The sequence below is a fragment of the Brevibacillus sp. NPDC058079 genome (assembly GCF_042885155.1).
Classification (GTDB): Bacteria; Bacillota; Bacilli; order Brevibacillales; family Brevibacillaceae; genus Brevibacillus.
Genome location: NZ_JBHVSO010000010.1, coordinates 42,392 through 55,922, shown reverse-complemented (window position 1 = coordinate 55,922; position 13,531 = coordinate 42,392). Strand labels below are relative to the sequence as shown.

At 38.8% G+C, this 13,531-nt stretch carries 17 protein-coding genes; 4 read left to right on the top strand and 13 right to left on the bottom strand.

Features of this window, described 5'->3' with window-relative positions; translation table 11 throughout:
* Positions 1-163 precede the first annotated feature (163 nt).
* The 11 genes from ACFVS2_RS25370 to ACFVS2_RS25320 form a co-directional block, all read right to left on the bottom strand.
* On the bottom strand, positions 164-1,138 hold the full coding sequence (locus ACFVS2_RS25370; RefSeq protein ID WP_390238934.1) for a hypothetical protein: 975 nt from the start codon (positions 1,136-1,138) through the stop codon (positions 164-166).
* 27 nt (positions 1,139-1,165) lie between these two features.
* Positions 1,166-1,834: a GTP pyrophosphokinase gene (locus ACFVS2_RS25365; RefSeq protein WP_390238932.1), complete on the bottom strand. Its 669-nt coding sequence runs from the start codon at positions 1,832-1,834 to the stop codon at positions 1,166-1,168.
* Positions 1,835-2,153: 319 nt separating this feature from the next.
* Positions 2,154-2,927, bottom strand: a complete 774-nt coding sequence (locus ACFVS2_RS25360; protein ID WP_390238929.1) for a hypothetical protein — start codon at positions 2,925-2,927, stop codon at positions 2,154-2,156.
* 14 nt (positions 2,928-2,941) lie between these two features.
* Complete coding sequence (locus tag ACFVS2_RS25355; RefSeq protein WP_390238927.1) at positions 2,942-3,415, bottom strand: GNAT family protein; 474 nt, start codon at positions 3,413-3,415, stop codon at positions 2,942-2,944.
* A 133-nt stretch (positions 3,416-3,548) separates the two neighbouring features.
* Positions 3,549-4,022, bottom strand: a complete 474-nt coding sequence (locus ACFVS2_RS25350) for a hypothetical protein (RefSeq protein ID WP_390238925.1) — start codon at positions 4,020-4,022, stop codon at positions 3,549-3,551.
* A 36-nt stretch (positions 4,023-4,058) separates the two neighbouring features.
* Positions 4,059-4,652 carry a hypothetical protein gene (locus ACFVS2_RS25345; protein WP_390238923.1) on the bottom strand — a complete coding sequence of 198 codons (594 nt, stop codon included), beginning with the start codon at positions 4,650-4,652 and terminating at the stop codon, positions 4,059-4,061.
* Between the two features lie 91 nt (positions 4,653-4,743).
* Positions 4,744-5,070 (bottom strand): hypothetical protein, encoded by a 327-nt coding sequence (locus tag ACFVS2_RS25340; RefSeq protein ID WP_390238920.1) that lies wholly within the window; start codon positions 5,068-5,070, stop codon positions 4,744-4,746.
* Between the two features lie 139 nt (positions 5,071-5,209).
* Complete coding sequence (locus ACFVS2_RS25335) at positions 5,210-5,803, bottom strand: DNA methylase N-4/N-6 (RefSeq protein WP_390238917.1); 594 nt, start codon at positions 5,801-5,803, stop codon at positions 5,210-5,212.
* 208 nt (positions 5,804-6,011) lie between these two features.
* Positions 6,012-7,880 carry a group II intron reverse transcriptase/maturase gene (gene ltrA / locus ACFVS2_RS25330; RefSeq protein ID WP_390238915.1) on the bottom strand — a complete coding sequence of 623 codons (1,869 nt, stop codon included), beginning with the start codon at positions 7,878-7,880 and terminating at the stop codon, positions 6,012-6,014.
* A gap of 727 nt (positions 7,881-8,607) precedes the next feature.
* Entirely contained in the window at positions 8,608-8,925 is a 318-nt protein-coding gene (locus tag ACFVS2_RS25325; RefSeq protein WP_390238912.1) for a hypothetical protein, read from the bottom strand.
* A gap of 51 nt (positions 8,926-8,976) precedes the next feature.
* Positions 8,977-9,297, bottom strand: a complete 321-nt coding sequence (locus ACFVS2_RS25320; protein WP_390238910.1) for a hypothetical protein — start codon at positions 9,295-9,297, stop codon at positions 8,977-8,979.
* Between the two features lie 675 nt (positions 9,298-9,972).
* Here ACFVS2_RS25320 and ACFVS2_RS25315 point away from each other — a divergent pair.
* Together ACFVS2_RS25315 and ACFVS2_RS25310 are read left to right on the top strand one after the other, a co-directional pair.
* Positions 9,973-10,671: a metal-dependent phosphohydrolase gene (locus ACFVS2_RS25315; RefSeq protein WP_390238907.1), complete on the top strand. Its 699-nt coding sequence runs from the start codon at positions 9,973-9,975 to the stop codon at positions 10,669-10,671.
* Between the two features lie 11 nt (positions 10,672-10,682).
* Positions 10,683-10,916, top strand: a complete 234-nt coding sequence (locus tag ACFVS2_RS25310; protein WP_390238905.1) for a hypothetical protein — start codon at positions 10,683-10,685, stop codon at positions 10,914-10,916.
* A gap of 47 nt (positions 10,917-10,963) precedes the next feature.
* Here ACFVS2_RS25310 and ACFVS2_RS25305 read toward each other — a convergent pair whose 3' ends face one another.
* Together ACFVS2_RS25305 and ACFVS2_RS25300 are read right to left on the bottom strand one after the other, a co-directional pair.
* Positions 10,964-11,314 carry a DUF5362 family protein gene (locus ACFVS2_RS25305; RefSeq protein WP_390238904.1) on the bottom strand — a complete coding sequence of 117 codons (351 nt, stop codon included), beginning with the start codon at positions 11,312-11,314 and terminating at the stop codon, positions 10,964-10,966.
* A gap of 72 nt (positions 11,315-11,386) precedes the next feature.
* Complete coding sequence (locus tag ACFVS2_RS25300) at positions 11,387-11,890, bottom strand: hypothetical protein (protein ID WP_390238902.1); 504 nt, start codon at positions 11,888-11,890, stop codon at positions 11,387-11,389.
* Positions 11,891-12,050: 160 nt separating this feature from the next.
* Between ACFVS2_RS25300 and ACFVS2_RS25295 the strand changes: the two genes are divergently transcribed.
* On the top strand, positions 12,051-12,875 hold the full coding sequence (locus ACFVS2_RS25295; RefSeq protein WP_390238900.1) for a TerC family protein: 825 nt from the start codon (positions 12,051-12,053) through the stop codon (positions 12,873-12,875).
* A 333-nt stretch (positions 12,876-13,208) separates the two neighbouring features.
* Positions 13,209-13,481 (top strand): hypothetical protein, encoded by a 273-nt coding sequence (locus tag ACFVS2_RS25290; protein WP_390238898.1) that lies wholly within the window; start codon positions 13,209-13,211, stop codon positions 13,479-13,481.
* The last annotated feature ends 50 nt before the right edge of the window (positions 13,482-13,531 follow it).

Here is a 13,531-nt window from a genome sequence, read left to right as displayed (position 1 = left end):
ACTTCACCCTGCTATATAAAACTCATATATCTTATGCAGAGAACATTCTAACAATAATAATCAAAAAGAAAAGCGGACTGTCCATTCGAACAATCCGCTTCATCACTTTCTTTTTTGTTTTTATTTTCGTTATCAAGTTTCTTTTTAAACAAGTTTGATCAACTTATCCCTCTGAAATACCTAAAATTTCTCCTGTTTTTAATTTGTTCAGTTTGGTCAATAGATGAGCCTTTGTTATCGTTTCAACCAGAAGTGGTCTTACATTTTTCATTTCATCTTGAAGCGCTTGCTTTCCTTGATCTGTTCTCATCCAACGACGTGTTGCGTGATATACACTCATTCTATTTGGTTCTTCTGATGGATCGGATGCTAATAACTCCTTAAACTTTCGATCCAAGACGAGTTCCTCTGATACTCGTTTCGCACGTTGTTCAAGTGGAGGAATTTGCTTCACTATATTTTCGAGTGAAACAACATGAAGACCTGGGAACCCTTTAATGAAATCAGCATTCAGTCCATTTTCCAATGGAATCCCGATGCCAGGAAGAGCTTCTTCCCAATCCTGCTCTCGTTTCTTCCATTCCTCTTTTGATACATCCTCATCAGGAATACCATTATCCCAATACCCATAATAGGATACCTCTTCGCAAGCTTCCCATAATTCCTGCAACTCTTTCTGCTCACTATAGAAAAGTGCTACTATTTTATCCTCCAATGGAATAAAGCAAGCACTGCAATCAAAATCTACATCAGGATCTCGATGTTGAGTGCGTTGAATTTTTTTATATCTCTCTTCGGCTTTACGATAAGTAACAGTATAGATAGATCGATACGTATATGCATCAACACTTAGCTTTACCTTATCCTTTTCCTCAAGCTTAATTCCTTTTTCCTCAAGCTTTCTTTCTTGCATAAGCAAATCTATCTCTTTCTCGAATAAAACATGTCTTGTACAGTAATCGTTTTCGTTTAAGATTCCTAAATCATCAACCATTTCCGCAACTTCGTTTGCAAGAAATTTCGTTAATAGTTCGATTGCTTTTCCTTCTACTTTCTTTCGAAAACTCTTTGTAAATTCCGTTAGTTCCTTCACAGTCATTAAAGGAAGCGTGTATCCATGATAGATTTTTGTACTCATCGTCATTTCCTCCCATGATTCATTGTTTTAAACTGCGGCATTGGATTTTGAACCCGATTTCAATCTCTCTATTTCCTCTTTCAATAATTTAACCTCTTCAAAATGCTCTTTGATTTCCCATAAATGAGGTTCAATAGCCGTTTTTGCAGAGAAGAAGTAGCTTGAGTATCGAACATACTTCTTTCTGCAATCTTTGAAGAATGGAATAAAAAATTTTTCCGTTTCAATTGCCTGTTTTAGTTTTTTCTCAGGTGTTGCGTCCCTTAATGTACTAAAATTATGTTTTCGATCTGCCGTTTTCATCAATGAAGAGTCACGGTTTTGGAGAATCTGAAACAAATACTCTTTCACATTCTCAGCAATTTTATAATCGACGTCTTCCTTTTTCGTAACAAGATCAACCGATATAGCGACTCTTGTTCCATACAAACTTTCAATCATCTTAGCAGTCACACCAGGAATATCTTCTATAGAATCATGCAGGAGAATTCCTGTAATAACAGGTTCTTCACGAATTCCAAAATTTAGCGCATCTTGAGCCGCATCGATCAAATGATAATAGTAATGAGATCCATTGTGTCGCTTATAGCCTTTTTCTGCACACATTTCTTCCATCATCCAATCCATTGCTCGTAGCGAATCATTGTAGCCTAAATTTGACAACATGTTTTCCAAATAGCTAACTCGACTCTCCATGCCCAAACACTCCTTCATCATGTTTAAGTTCAACTCGCCTGCTTTATAAACTTTATGTCTTTTATCTTATTCGCCTTTCTAATTTCTAATAGATAAACACAAAAACGAGAGACATAAAAGAAATCCCTCGTTCTACCTTGTTTAACATCGTTTACATTTATGTAGTTGTTATTGCAACCCTAACTATTAACAATCGCATACTGCGTAAAAAATCGCTTTGTCACTCGCTTATCATTAGCTACCAACCACTCTACAAGAGAACATAATAGTTGGAAGAAAAGGGAGTAGACAATATATCCGCTCCCTTAGCTATTTCGTATTAACTTTTCGATTTGCAAAGCTCCCTTATCTTATCAACAATTTCGGCAAGGTTTTCTTGTGCTTTATTTAATCGTTTTACATTGTTTGATTCAGTAGCAACAAACAACTCAGTATCTGCTGACATGAATTCCTCTCTTAATTCCCGAACTTCATTGCCTTTGCGCTGGAGATAATTTAGCGCAGCAAACACTTCCTCATTCACCCAATCATCTTCCCCGATTTGCGGTGGAGAATCAAGCGGATTTAGAAGCAAAACGGTTTTACCAAGTTCGATGGCAGGATATACAGTGCAAGGTAGGTTTGACTCTTTTTGTTCATCCCACTGAATTGAAATTTTCCCCTCTTCAAATTCTAATAAGTCTCCTTCTTTATCACGATCTTCATGCCAATAGACACGTTGACCTTTAATAGCAAAGGTAGGATTTTTAGCGCCGTATCTCTTCCACATCAGACGATAAATGTCCAACGTATCTTCCTCATCCGAATAATCAAACAAGGAAGGATAGAATTCACTTTCCATCGCTGAAGGATATTCTTTTTCTGGATACTGCGTTCGCAGCTCTTCTCTGCTGGATACCTGAAAATGATCCAGAATCGAAGCCCAAGCCTGTTCCTTTTCTTCAATCGTCATCACTTTGCCTTCATCTGCATAAATAAAGCCACAATAAGAACATGCATCAAACATGAATCCAGACCATGATGACTCGAATTTCTGCTCCATTCCTCTGAGGCATTTTGGACAACAACCACCGTAAGTTTCAATTCCTGCCATATCCTATCTCTCCCTTATGCTTTCTTTTCGCTATACCAGTATCCAGACATACTTTCTATATGTCTGTCCCAGAATTCAACGCTTTCAGCAACCGCATACAAAGCAATAGGAAATCTTGAAGACTCTTTTATTTGCTCTACGGCAATTGTTCCAAACCCCTTATTTTGATACTGTTCCCAAATTTCCAAAGCTGAAATAAACGTATAAATTGCTTTGCGGTCGACCCAATCTTCCAACTCTTCCTTATCCATTTCACCATCTGCGTAGGAGAACAGTTCTTCTCCGAGTCTTTCTTTAGTGATGAGACAGCCAATAACAAGTTGATCGTTGCCTGTAACTAAAAACTGAATGTTTTCTGGATTCTCACGATCAAAGGAAGCGTACACCAGCTTTGAAGCATGAATCTCTATCAACTCTTTTGTTCCTGGAAGAAATCCTAAAATAACCGAATTAGTTGCTGACATAGCCGCTTCGCACGCAAGCGCCATACATACCTCACTCCTCTTACATGTTTTTGACTAAAAAACCAATGTTCTTGATAATCTCAAATTATTATATGGTGTTCTATCAAATAAATAGCGAGAATCCCATCCATTGTGGAGGAAATTCTCGCTATCTTGTTTACTTAGAATTTGTCAATAAACCTAATTGAGATACAACTTCCTGAACCTCTTCCATCGTAAAAATGGTTTTCGTTACAGTGATTTCATCTCCACACCCATTGTCAAATTTATGACCTTCTCCCAATGAAGCGCATCCCATTTCAAATGTAATGGGTGCATGAGGAGAAGCTTTTCCACGCCAAATCGAATAGAATCCAACTTCTTTGGTTAGTTCACTTTCCTTTTCCGGGGATCCACCATATTTAAATACAAATTGGGATTCAACTTCAATCTCAACTCCTACACAATAGTAATACTGATCCACTTCATGATAATATGCATATCCTTCAATGACTCGACCAAAATTCAAAATGTTATACACCTTATAACCTTTTTTGTTGGCTTCAAGATTTCCCTTTACCATCTGAATTGCCTCTGCTAAGTTTTCCTTGTTAATAGCGGATGCCTTTTTCGTAAAAATTGAATAACCCATATCCATTTTTCCTCCTTGTTAAGTGAACACTCTCTCTTATTTCTCTTGTTCTCTTTTCAAATCATCATACATGGATACTGCTGTTAGGATTTCACTTTTATACTTGACCGCGCCCCGTCCACTCACCGTCAATCTTCCAGACACTCTCGCATCTATGTTTGTGTCTTCTGCAATAACGTGCGTTAGTAGCTGATCTCCTGAAATCCTGTCAAACACGGTGAATATAATATTGTTTACAGTAACATTGATATGAATCTCTTTTTGTGGAATTTGATCGGTGAGTAACACAAGCGATACTCGTTTCTCTTCTTTGAACCCATCTTCCTCGGTAAATTCGACAGAAGCAGAGGTCGGATCGAGCTGATCAACTTCTATGAATGTACCTACCTGTTTTAAAGTGCGGTGATATACTTGCTGACCTGATTTAAACGGCCATTTAGAGTCATCGACGAATTGATTGAATAGAACATTATCTATGGATGGAGGGCTGTATCCCCTAATACGTCCATGCTCATCTAAGTCTACTAACATAGCAACTTGAACAATTAATGGTTTAGGATACATGCCTGACCGCTCTTCTGCACTCTCTATTGTTGCTTTTAACAATTCACTCGCAAGTATTTTTTTCATAGTCAAATAGCCTCCCTATTTTATTTCCGTATTTAGTCGTCACCTTAGAAACAGGAGGAACAAACAGCGTCTATCCTTCCCCTTATGTTGCCTAATTACTTGGTACGACTCTTACAACCTTTGTATCAGGTAAAGAAATGTCACCTTCAATGATAGTTACATCGTATTTTGATTCATACACCATAGATTGATATACGTTCTCAGGACACAGAAATTTTATTTTCTGACCTGTTTCAGAAACAAAGATTACATAGTCATATGAACGCCAGTCCTTTTCAGGTTCAACTCGTTCATATTGCAATCTATCAATTGTGTAATAGGTCGCCATACTTTGTTTCCAAAAAAAGGCACCTAACACAAATAACAGTATCGCTCCAATAATGAAAAATGGTAGGTTAGCGAAGAAAAATTTCTTCATAATTAATCCTCCACCCCTTGTATTGTGATTTATTTGAAAGATTCTTTACAACCCGAATGTGAAATAAGAGATTAAATAAAGAGACTTAGATTGTTCTCCAAGCCCCATACCTACACATAATCATCTTGGCTTCATATTCTTATGCTGATTTCAAATCTTGACTATACTTTAACGCCCATACACCACGCTCAACAGGTGCAAACTCATCTCCTCGCTGAAGGGTTTGGCGCACTTTTGCTTGCCAGTGTTCATTTACTTTTATCTTTTCTGCATTCGCAATCACTTCATAGATCGCAGAAAGATTTCCTTTTCCACCAAGCTGCTCTAATGCGGCTTGTACCAAATCACGCCAGGTAATCAGCTTACTATGAAACAGATTCCGCTGTTCAGTTCTTGTGATTTTCACAGGAACAGCCCAAACTGAGTTCTTGCGGAAAATCAGCATGTATTCATGCTCGATGGGAATAAAGTTTCGATTTGCATACGTTTTCCGTCCACTTACTGTATTATGCTGAACCTTAATGACAGGAGCTTCCAAATCTCCATACCATGCTAAGTCCTTAATCATGCAATAATACTTTCCGTTTCGTCTCATATCTCCAATCAACATTGCATGTCTTCCGCCGTTACGAAGAGAATTGTAGATTTTCGCATTGACCAAATTCAGCTTTGTAATAAATTCATCATATGACCCGCAACGACTCAAGTCGTCAGGATGAGCTTCTCCCCACATTTCACCTGAATATACGATATATAATGCATCCAGCTCCTGCCATCAAAGGTGGTGAAGGAGCAAGGGTAGCATTTGCCCTTTACAGGGTGCGATAGGTAACAGTATCCTCCATCATTATATGGTAAGGTCTGTTTTCCCCCGCTTCACACCGTACATGCGACTTTCACCGCATACGGCGTTCCAACCAGTGATATCCATCCCTCTGTAGTTATCTCAACTTTTCTCTGAAATCTTGGATTTTCTTCCAGACCTTTTTGCCAAGGTGGGAGTAATCAGCTTCACTATGAATCATTTCGTGACAACTTCGATGTGTTGTAGCCAAGTTCGGCACTCTGTTAACGAGGTGTATGGGCAGTTTCGGATTCACATGATGCATGTGAACTTGATAACCATCCCATATTGTCTCTCTACAGACTCTACATCTACCTTTATCACGATTGAAGGCATACGGACGGTTAAGGTAATATTCAAAATTGTACAGTGATTTGGTTTTTCCCATTGCAATGAGGAGCGAAAGATTTTTAGATTCGAAAATCTCATCTGCTCTTGCTAAAGGTTGAACTTTCCCAGTACGTTTTTGATGAATTTCCCTACCAACTGCCGTAAACGGTGTTTCATCTGGACTACGGTTGAAAACCTTACGATATTTACAGAAGCCTGGATTGGTTATTCCGACCCACATATCCTTGTACTTAATAGCAACAATCTTGGTAGTGTACTCGCTATGGACTGACAGCAGATTCGAAACTTGATTCGCAGGGATTACTCGCCTGTCGAAGTTACGCAGTGATCTCCAAGCCGCCATATACAATGTACTTGACCATTTTGTTAATACAAGGTAGCTTCTGTTCGCTGTATCGTAGTAGTTGATGATGCCTCTGATTTGTGAATTGATTCGATTGATCCTATGAATTACATCCTCAACGGTCTTCAATCTTCTCAGACCTCTGATTTCACTGTGAATGCTTTTCATTTTAGGTTCAAATCGTTCCATATTAGGAGAACTCGTAGGTACAAATCCCGTTCTCGATTTCCCCTGTTTTACCTTGTATTTGAATCCTACGAAGTGGATGTGTTTCCTTCTGATATTAGTAATCAGAGTCTTTTCCTCAGACAATCTTAATTTGAGATTTGTCTCAAGGTATTTGGAAATACGTTGTTTCCACTTTTCTGCGTTACTTTTGGTGTTGGTAATGAGAACCCAATCGTCAGCGTATCGGATAAGATAAGCAGGCTTTAGATTCGTGCGATTGTGGAGCGATTGGTATCTGTTACGACCCGAAGAATACTCGTATTGAGTCTTCTTTTCTTCCCACTCTCTTACGATCCACTTGTCTAATTTGTGTAGGTAGACGTTAGCCAGTAAAGGGGATATGATTCCTCCTTGTGGTGTTCCTACCGTAGTTCGCCTAATCTCATACATCACTCCCGCTTGGAGCATCTCTTTGATGATCATTAGTATTCGTTGATCTCGTATTCCCATGTTCCAGAGCTTCTTTAATAAGATTCTGTGGTTTACGTTATCGAAGAACTTGCTGATGTCACCTTCGATGATCCAGTGGTAACCGACACGAAGCACTTGGTCTTTAACTCTCTCCATAGCCATATGAGTGTCTCTCCATGGTCTAAACCCGTAAGAGTGCTTGAAGAACTGAGCTTCAAGAATAGGTTCAATAACAGATCTCACACATTCCTGAATGATTCTGTCAATGACTGCTGGTATACCGAGCGGTCTTTGTTCCTTCTTACCAGGTTTGTCGATCCATTTCCTTCGCACAGGGTTTGGTCTGTAAAACTTAAAGTGACCTTGTACTGTTCGAATGACACTATCATAGTCACCATGGAGATAATCGTCTCTCATGACCTTCCCATCGCTACCAGGGGTATTGCTACCCTTGTTGGCTTTGATTTTGTGTATCGCAGTTAGGATTACCACCTCAGATGCGGCTATCTCCATTAACCCTTTGAATCTTGGGAGTTCACCTTTAGATAAGGATTCTTGGGTTCTTTGATAGAACGCATCTTTGATTGTCTGAAATTCCTGTTCTGATTTCGGATAGTTGAATTCTTGTTCCATAGGCATCACCTCCATTTCCGAGGTATTTAGCCGCCATATGGCTTTAGTCAGGTATGCTCAACGGCTTCCTCAACAGGTTGAGCTACAGAGTTCTGTACTGGTCTATGGGCCTTCGCTCCACCATGTTTCCATGGCTTCAACACTACTACGCCCTGCTGTCACTCAGATTCAACGGTCATTTCCTACCGTTTAGTGGTATTGGATTTTGCCATCCTTAACACCCATCTTCTGAGCTTCTCCTGTTCCTTATGACCTATCCTTACATATTGCCTTAGCGTCTGTGTATAGCCCGTCAGCCATTCTTTTATCCGTTGTTGGTGGACTCAGAACACCAAACCTCAAAGGGAATGGTATAGGACAGTGCGACATGAAACACTTTCCCACGACTGAACCTCGATACTGAGGCGAGTTTCTTCTTTGTTTGAAACCCTCTACGTTACGAGCCTTTCCTCCCACAGTTCCTTCCAACATCTCTACTGATGTTCTGTACGCATAGCAATTTTATGGACTCCAGCAATACTTCGTCCCCATCACAGGTTCCTTTTCTCGCTACTTCACCGAGCTTCATACCCCTTGGCGGCAAAGCCAAGACGCATGTCGGAGGATTAGAGAAGGAATGCCAACATTCATTCCTTAGCAGGAACTTCCCCTGCCGATTTGGTCATAAAGTTAGATTACTCGAACGAGTAATTCCGCCTGTTTTATTGTTCCTTTCGGAGCCAGATTGTCAGGCAACAGGACGCACCATATCCGCATAAGCGGGATGGGAAAACACCAAGTCTCCGCCAACAGGTATTTCATCTCGAAGTGCATTCCATCCTCCAAATTCAGGACGAAGATCAAGGTGTACGGAGTTTTGCCCCATCTCTTTGCACACTTCAAATCCCGTTCCGCCTCCAGCAAATACTTCAACAAATAACTTCGGCTTATAAAATTCAATAAGGTCTTTGATGATATGACCTGTGCAATTTCCACGATATCTTTTATTACCCCAATGTCCTCGATCCGGATAAGATACTACACTTCCAAACAATCCGTTTCCCATAGAAAAGATCGCTCCTTAGAATAGTAATTGAATCGATATAAGATCACCTGATTACGCACGTTGAGCTACTTTCATCGCCATCAGTTTTCCTGCATTGAACTTGCCAATGTCAGATTCTATAACGACTACATGCAAGAAGATTTCGCTAAGCAACCACAACGACATAAAATGATCGTTTGAAGATACCTGATACACCACTGTCTCTTTTTCCTTTTCGTATCTCTTTGCAATTTTCTCAATTTCTTTTACAACAGAGACAGTCGGATTAACGCCCAGATCAATGAAAATTTCTCCTGAATATGCAATGGATGCAATAAAAGCTTGTGGTACTCTTTCCGTCTGTTCCCTATCAGAAACAATGTACAATGCCATACCCAATCCCCACCTTTTCCAAATGATTTGATTGAGAGAATCCTCCTATTAATAAGAGCGAGTCTCCATCATTGCCGTTTTCAAACGGTCAAAAATCATGCAACCGTTGCAATTCCAATCAGATCCGATACTTTCCAAATCCAGATATCGAGAAACTATTTCAAATTGCAAAATGTTTCTCTTCTTCATCTGTTTAACCTCTGGAAGACCAATCACCTTTCGCAGTATTTGAAATGGCTCCAACATAGCCCCTTGCTTGTACTTGGCTCTTTTCCATATAAAAATCGCTCCTTCTAAATAAATGTGTTTGAATACACGCCTATTTCATAAAAACTCTTTTATTTTATGTAGGAAAATCGCAACTATTCAATGTGAAGGATATGCATTTGTATTCAATGTCATCATATTCACCTATTGAAATCGCTTTGTTGTCTACAGTCAACATTCTGAACAATTTTATCTTTCGAAGATATTTTATTTGAGATCCTACAATAATTATTGTAAAGTATTTTTTACACTTTATTGTATGATATTTTTCCCTGTGTTATAATAGGCATAAAAAGGACGTGTGTACATTTGTCGATCTCTCAGATGTTTAAACAAATACATTCATCGCCTGATCCACAATCTGTTTTGCATGTCTCGGAAAGCGTCTCAAATGAGCAGAATGAGGTTTTGAAACACTTCTTTAGGGAGCACTATCCGTATATATTCTTTTCTCCGCATACAATGCCCAATTACTACTATCACAAAGGTTTTGTCTGGATTGATATATGGGGAATAGATATAGAACAATTACATCTTCATCGTGTTCTTGAACATATTGAACAACTTCATGAGCGAATGGATAATTGGCAAAACGAAAAAAAGTACAAGGAAATCTTCTCTTTTATTGAAAAAAAGGTATCTTTTCCGCTCTTTATTCAGAACTTTTCAATCATTCCAGATGAACAAAAATATGATGTTTTTCGCAACATCTACCAGCGTTCCGAATACAACTTTCACCATTTAACGCCAGATTTTCTGGAGACTATTTTTGCTTATTCGAAATACTCTTCAGATTGGAAAAACGAAAGAAAAAAACTAAATCAAGTTTTGGATTCAGAAGGATATCTAACGATCTATCGAGGGGAAAGTTCAAAATCCACTCGAATCGAAAATGCTTGGTCATGGACACTTTCATATTCCATTGCTCACTTTTTTGCAACCCGTTTCTCTGATAAAGGAATTATCTATCAAGCAAAGGTTTTATCCAAAAATGTTGCCGATTATATCCCAGATCGTAAAGAAGAAGAAATTTTGGTTCACCCTAAACAGGTTGATATTGTTGCAAAGAAAAACGTATGGAAATACGAAGTAGACACTGAGTTTTAGGGGGAAATGTTGTGCATAATAAGGATCGCTTATTCCGAAATATCCATACAGGGAGAGTTTGCTCTGCTTATGAGTTAGGTAAAAGTAGTTATGAAGAAGCTTGGAAAGAACAGAAAGAACGAGGAGAGATACCCGAAGATAGCAGTGATTTTCACAGCCCTTCCATTCTCTCAGATGATGAATATATTGAGAGTGGAGCCTCTTATTATGAGAGTGATGAGGATTACACAGAGATTTTACGATAAATAGAATACAACATTAAAAAAGGGTGAGTTTTAAACTCACCCTTTTTTTAATGTTGTAAATCAGTAATACCTGATACGATAGCGACACTCAGAAGAATAACTGCAAAAACAATGCTAATTACGGTGTAGATTCCTTGAAGTTTAAATGACTTTGCAAGATATTCAAACATTTCCCCCAGGCTTTCTTCGGATACATTTTGATTATATTCCTCTGCTTTTTTTCCTGCTTTCACCATACTCATCCCCAAGAATATAAGAAACACCCCAAGCAATGCAGGAAAAATAAATGGAATCAATCCTGCAAGGACTTGAATCACACCCGAAACAATCATCGTATAGCCCATAAATTTACTCCAAAAGGATATCGTATCGATTGTTTTTCTCAATCTGTCATCCAATTGACCTCACCCCCTTTCGACTCTATTCCTGCTCTATCCTCGTTTCCTCTCTTTATTCGAACAGTGTAAGCATTACGTTTTAGTAAATAGAATGTAACTAATATCTTCTATTTCTGTGGCTCTGAGAAACGATTCCACTCTTTCTACAGAAGAAAAATCTGAATTTTGATGAATCGTCTTTACAGCTTCGAGTCTGCCATTTACATTTACAAACGCTCCGTCCACAGTACCAGGCAATTTGTATTTCTTGATGAAGTCATCTCTTGTAATCCACGAATCCTTTTCTTTATCACTTCTACGCAGATAGAAATCACATAGCGTTAAATCTTGCTCCAAATTGAACCCGCGATAAAATTCTTTAATCTCAGGCATGTTTTGTTTGATGTAGCTCTCCCCTTTGCTGGTCAGTTCGTAAAAAGTTCGGAGACGAAAACCTTCCTTTACCGAAACCTTTGACACCAACAACTCATCGACCAACGCTTCTGCTACAGAGGAAGACATATTCATCAATGGCTCCATCATTGATTCCTCCAATACGCGACATCGCGCTAATACCCTCAAAACTTCATGTTTCATGTATTCTTCCTCCCTTCTTTCTTTGGTTGACTATTTGATCGAACAAAACGTTGACTATAGTCTATATGTTATTATATACTGACTACTGTCAACGAATTAATCTATCTCGTTCGATGGCTGAAAAGTTCCATAGTCTATAACCAATCAGGGAGGAAGAAGTATGGAGTTCTTAAAAATGTTCGTAGATACCTATGCTCAATTTTTTAATGGGCAAATGTGGTTGGATATATTTACGAACCCGACAAACTGGGGATTGATTGCCACGCTTATTTTAATGGAAGGTTTATTGTCAGCAGACAATGCAATTGCACTCTCTGTTCAGGTAAGACACTTGCCAGGTGCTCAGCGTAAAAAAGCTTTAATGTATGGACTGTGGGGAGCTTACGTGTTTCGCTTCATCGCAATTGGTATGGGAACTGCACTCACGAAACTATGGTGGGTCAAACTACTTGGTGGAGCGTACCTTTTCTGGATGATGATCAGCTTCTTCATCAAACTTGTTCAAAAACGAAAAGCAATGGCTGAACTTGGGGAAGATGCAAGCGAAGAGGAAATAGAGTCAACCTTTAATAAAACTGGCTTGCTTGTTCGCATGTTTGGTGTATTCTGGGCAACGGTGTTCTCCGTAGAAATGATGGATATTGCCTTCTCTGTTGACTCTGTACTTGCCGCCTTTGGTATTTCTGATATGGTGGGAATCCTTCTTCTTGGTGGAATGCTTGGAATCCTTATGATGCGTGGTGTAGCGCAAGTCTTCACAAAGCTAATCGAAAAAATTCCAGAGCTTGAAGTAACTGCTTATGTGATTGTCGGTTTCATTGGTTTGAAAATGCTGTTGAGCACGGTTCATGAAATTGTTGCGTTCGCTGGCATTACGATGCATGAAATTCATATTACTCACCTCCAATTCTTCATATTCTTAGCACTTACGTTTGCTGTAACCTTCCTGGTTCACTTCAAAAAGAATCGCAATGCCGTGAACTAATAAAAGTGAACACCCTATCCAAATAAGGAAAGGGTGTTCTTTGTCTTTCTAATTCCAATGACCTTTCCTCAAAGGATTCTGCGCCTATTCTTCCAGACCTCAAAAAGTAGTAATTCTACTCCGAAAATAGCAACAGGGACTATAGTCCCACTTCCAACGCACGTTAGTCCTGTGTAATAATTTTACATAAGCACAAGTGCCCATACTGCAAAAAAAGAGTATAGGCATTTTTTTGCATTTACTCTATAATGAATCTGTAGGCAAGAAAGAGATTATAGTCAACAAGTATAAAATGCACTTAACATATATAGGTACAGGGAGTGTGTGTTATTTATGAAAATGGCATTCTACAGCATCGATGAGCTTAAAAAAATCTTTGAAAATATGTTCAATACGGACAATGATGCAATTCGTTGTGAAGTCGAATACTCTGAAAATCTGAAGGCTGACGTAGTAATCCTGTATGGTGAAAATGATGCGCAACTTGCAGAAATGACGATATCAGATACCATTCCTCAAATCAGTCAATATATAGATGTACCTATCACTTCTTACGATGTTGTCGAAGTAGGTGATTTTGGAGAAGGTTTCGCATTCTTCTTCTAATATTCAAAAGGTACAAGCTTATACTAACCCATTATCCTCCTTGTTTTTTA

Excerpts from the sequence above, each read along its gene's own strand:
- ACFVS2_RS25290 (WP_390238898.1), top strand. The coding sequence starts at position 13,209 with ATGAAAATGGCATTCTACAGCATCGATGAGCTTAAAAAAATCTTTGAA.
- ltrA (WP_390238915.1), bottom strand. The coding sequence starts at position 7,880 with ATGGAACAAGAATTCAACTATCCGAAATCAGAACAGGAATTTCAGACA.
- ACFVS2_RS25345 (WP_390238923.1), bottom strand. The coding sequence starts at position 4,652 with ATGAAAAAAATACTTGCGAGTGAATTGTTAAAAGCAACAATAGAGAGT.
- ACFVS2_RS25370 (WP_390238934.1), bottom strand. The coding sequence starts at position 1,138 with ATGAGTACAAAAATCTATCATGGATACACGCTTCCTTTAATGACTGTG.
- ACFVS2_RS25335 (WP_390238917.1), bottom strand. The coding sequence starts at position 5,803 with ATGTGGGGAGAAGCTCATCCTGACGACTTGAGTCGTTGCGGGTCATAT.
- ACFVS2_RS25295 (WP_390238900.1), top strand. The coding sequence starts at position 12,051 with ATGGAGTTCTTAAAAATGTTCGTAGATACCTATGCTCAATTTTTTAAT.
- ACFVS2_RS25320 (WP_390238910.1), bottom strand. The coding sequence starts at position 9,297 with ATGGCATTGTACATTGTTTCTGATAGGGAACAGACGGAAAGAGTACCA.
- ACFVS2_RS25355 (WP_390238927.1), bottom strand. The coding sequence starts at position 3,415 with ATGGCGCTTGCGTGCGAAGCGGCTATGTCAGCAACTAATTCGGTTATT.
- ACFVS2_RS25360 (WP_390238929.1), bottom strand. The coding sequence starts at position 2,927 with ATGGCAGGAATTGAAACTTACGGTGGTTGTTGTCCAAAATGCCTCAGA.
- ACFVS2_RS25365 (WP_390238932.1), bottom strand. The coding sequence starts at position 1,834 with ATGGAGAGTCGAGTTAGCTATTTGGAAAACATGTTGTCAAATTTAGGC.
- ACFVS2_RS25325 (WP_390238912.1), bottom strand. The coding sequence starts at position 8,925 with ATGGGAAACGGATTGTTTGGAAGTGTAGTATCTTATCCGGATCGAGGA.
- ACFVS2_RS25300 (WP_390238902.1), bottom strand. The coding sequence starts at position 11,890 with ATGAAACATGAAGTTTTGAGGGTATTAGCGCGATGTCGCGTATTGGAG.
- ACFVS2_RS25350 (WP_390238925.1), bottom strand. The coding sequence starts at position 4,022 with ATGGGTTATTCAATTTTTACGAAAAAGGCATCCGCTATTAACAAGGAA.
- ACFVS2_RS25340 (WP_390238920.1), bottom strand. The coding sequence starts at position 5,070 with ATGAAGAAATTTTTCTTCGCTAACCTACCATTTTTCATTATTGGAGCG.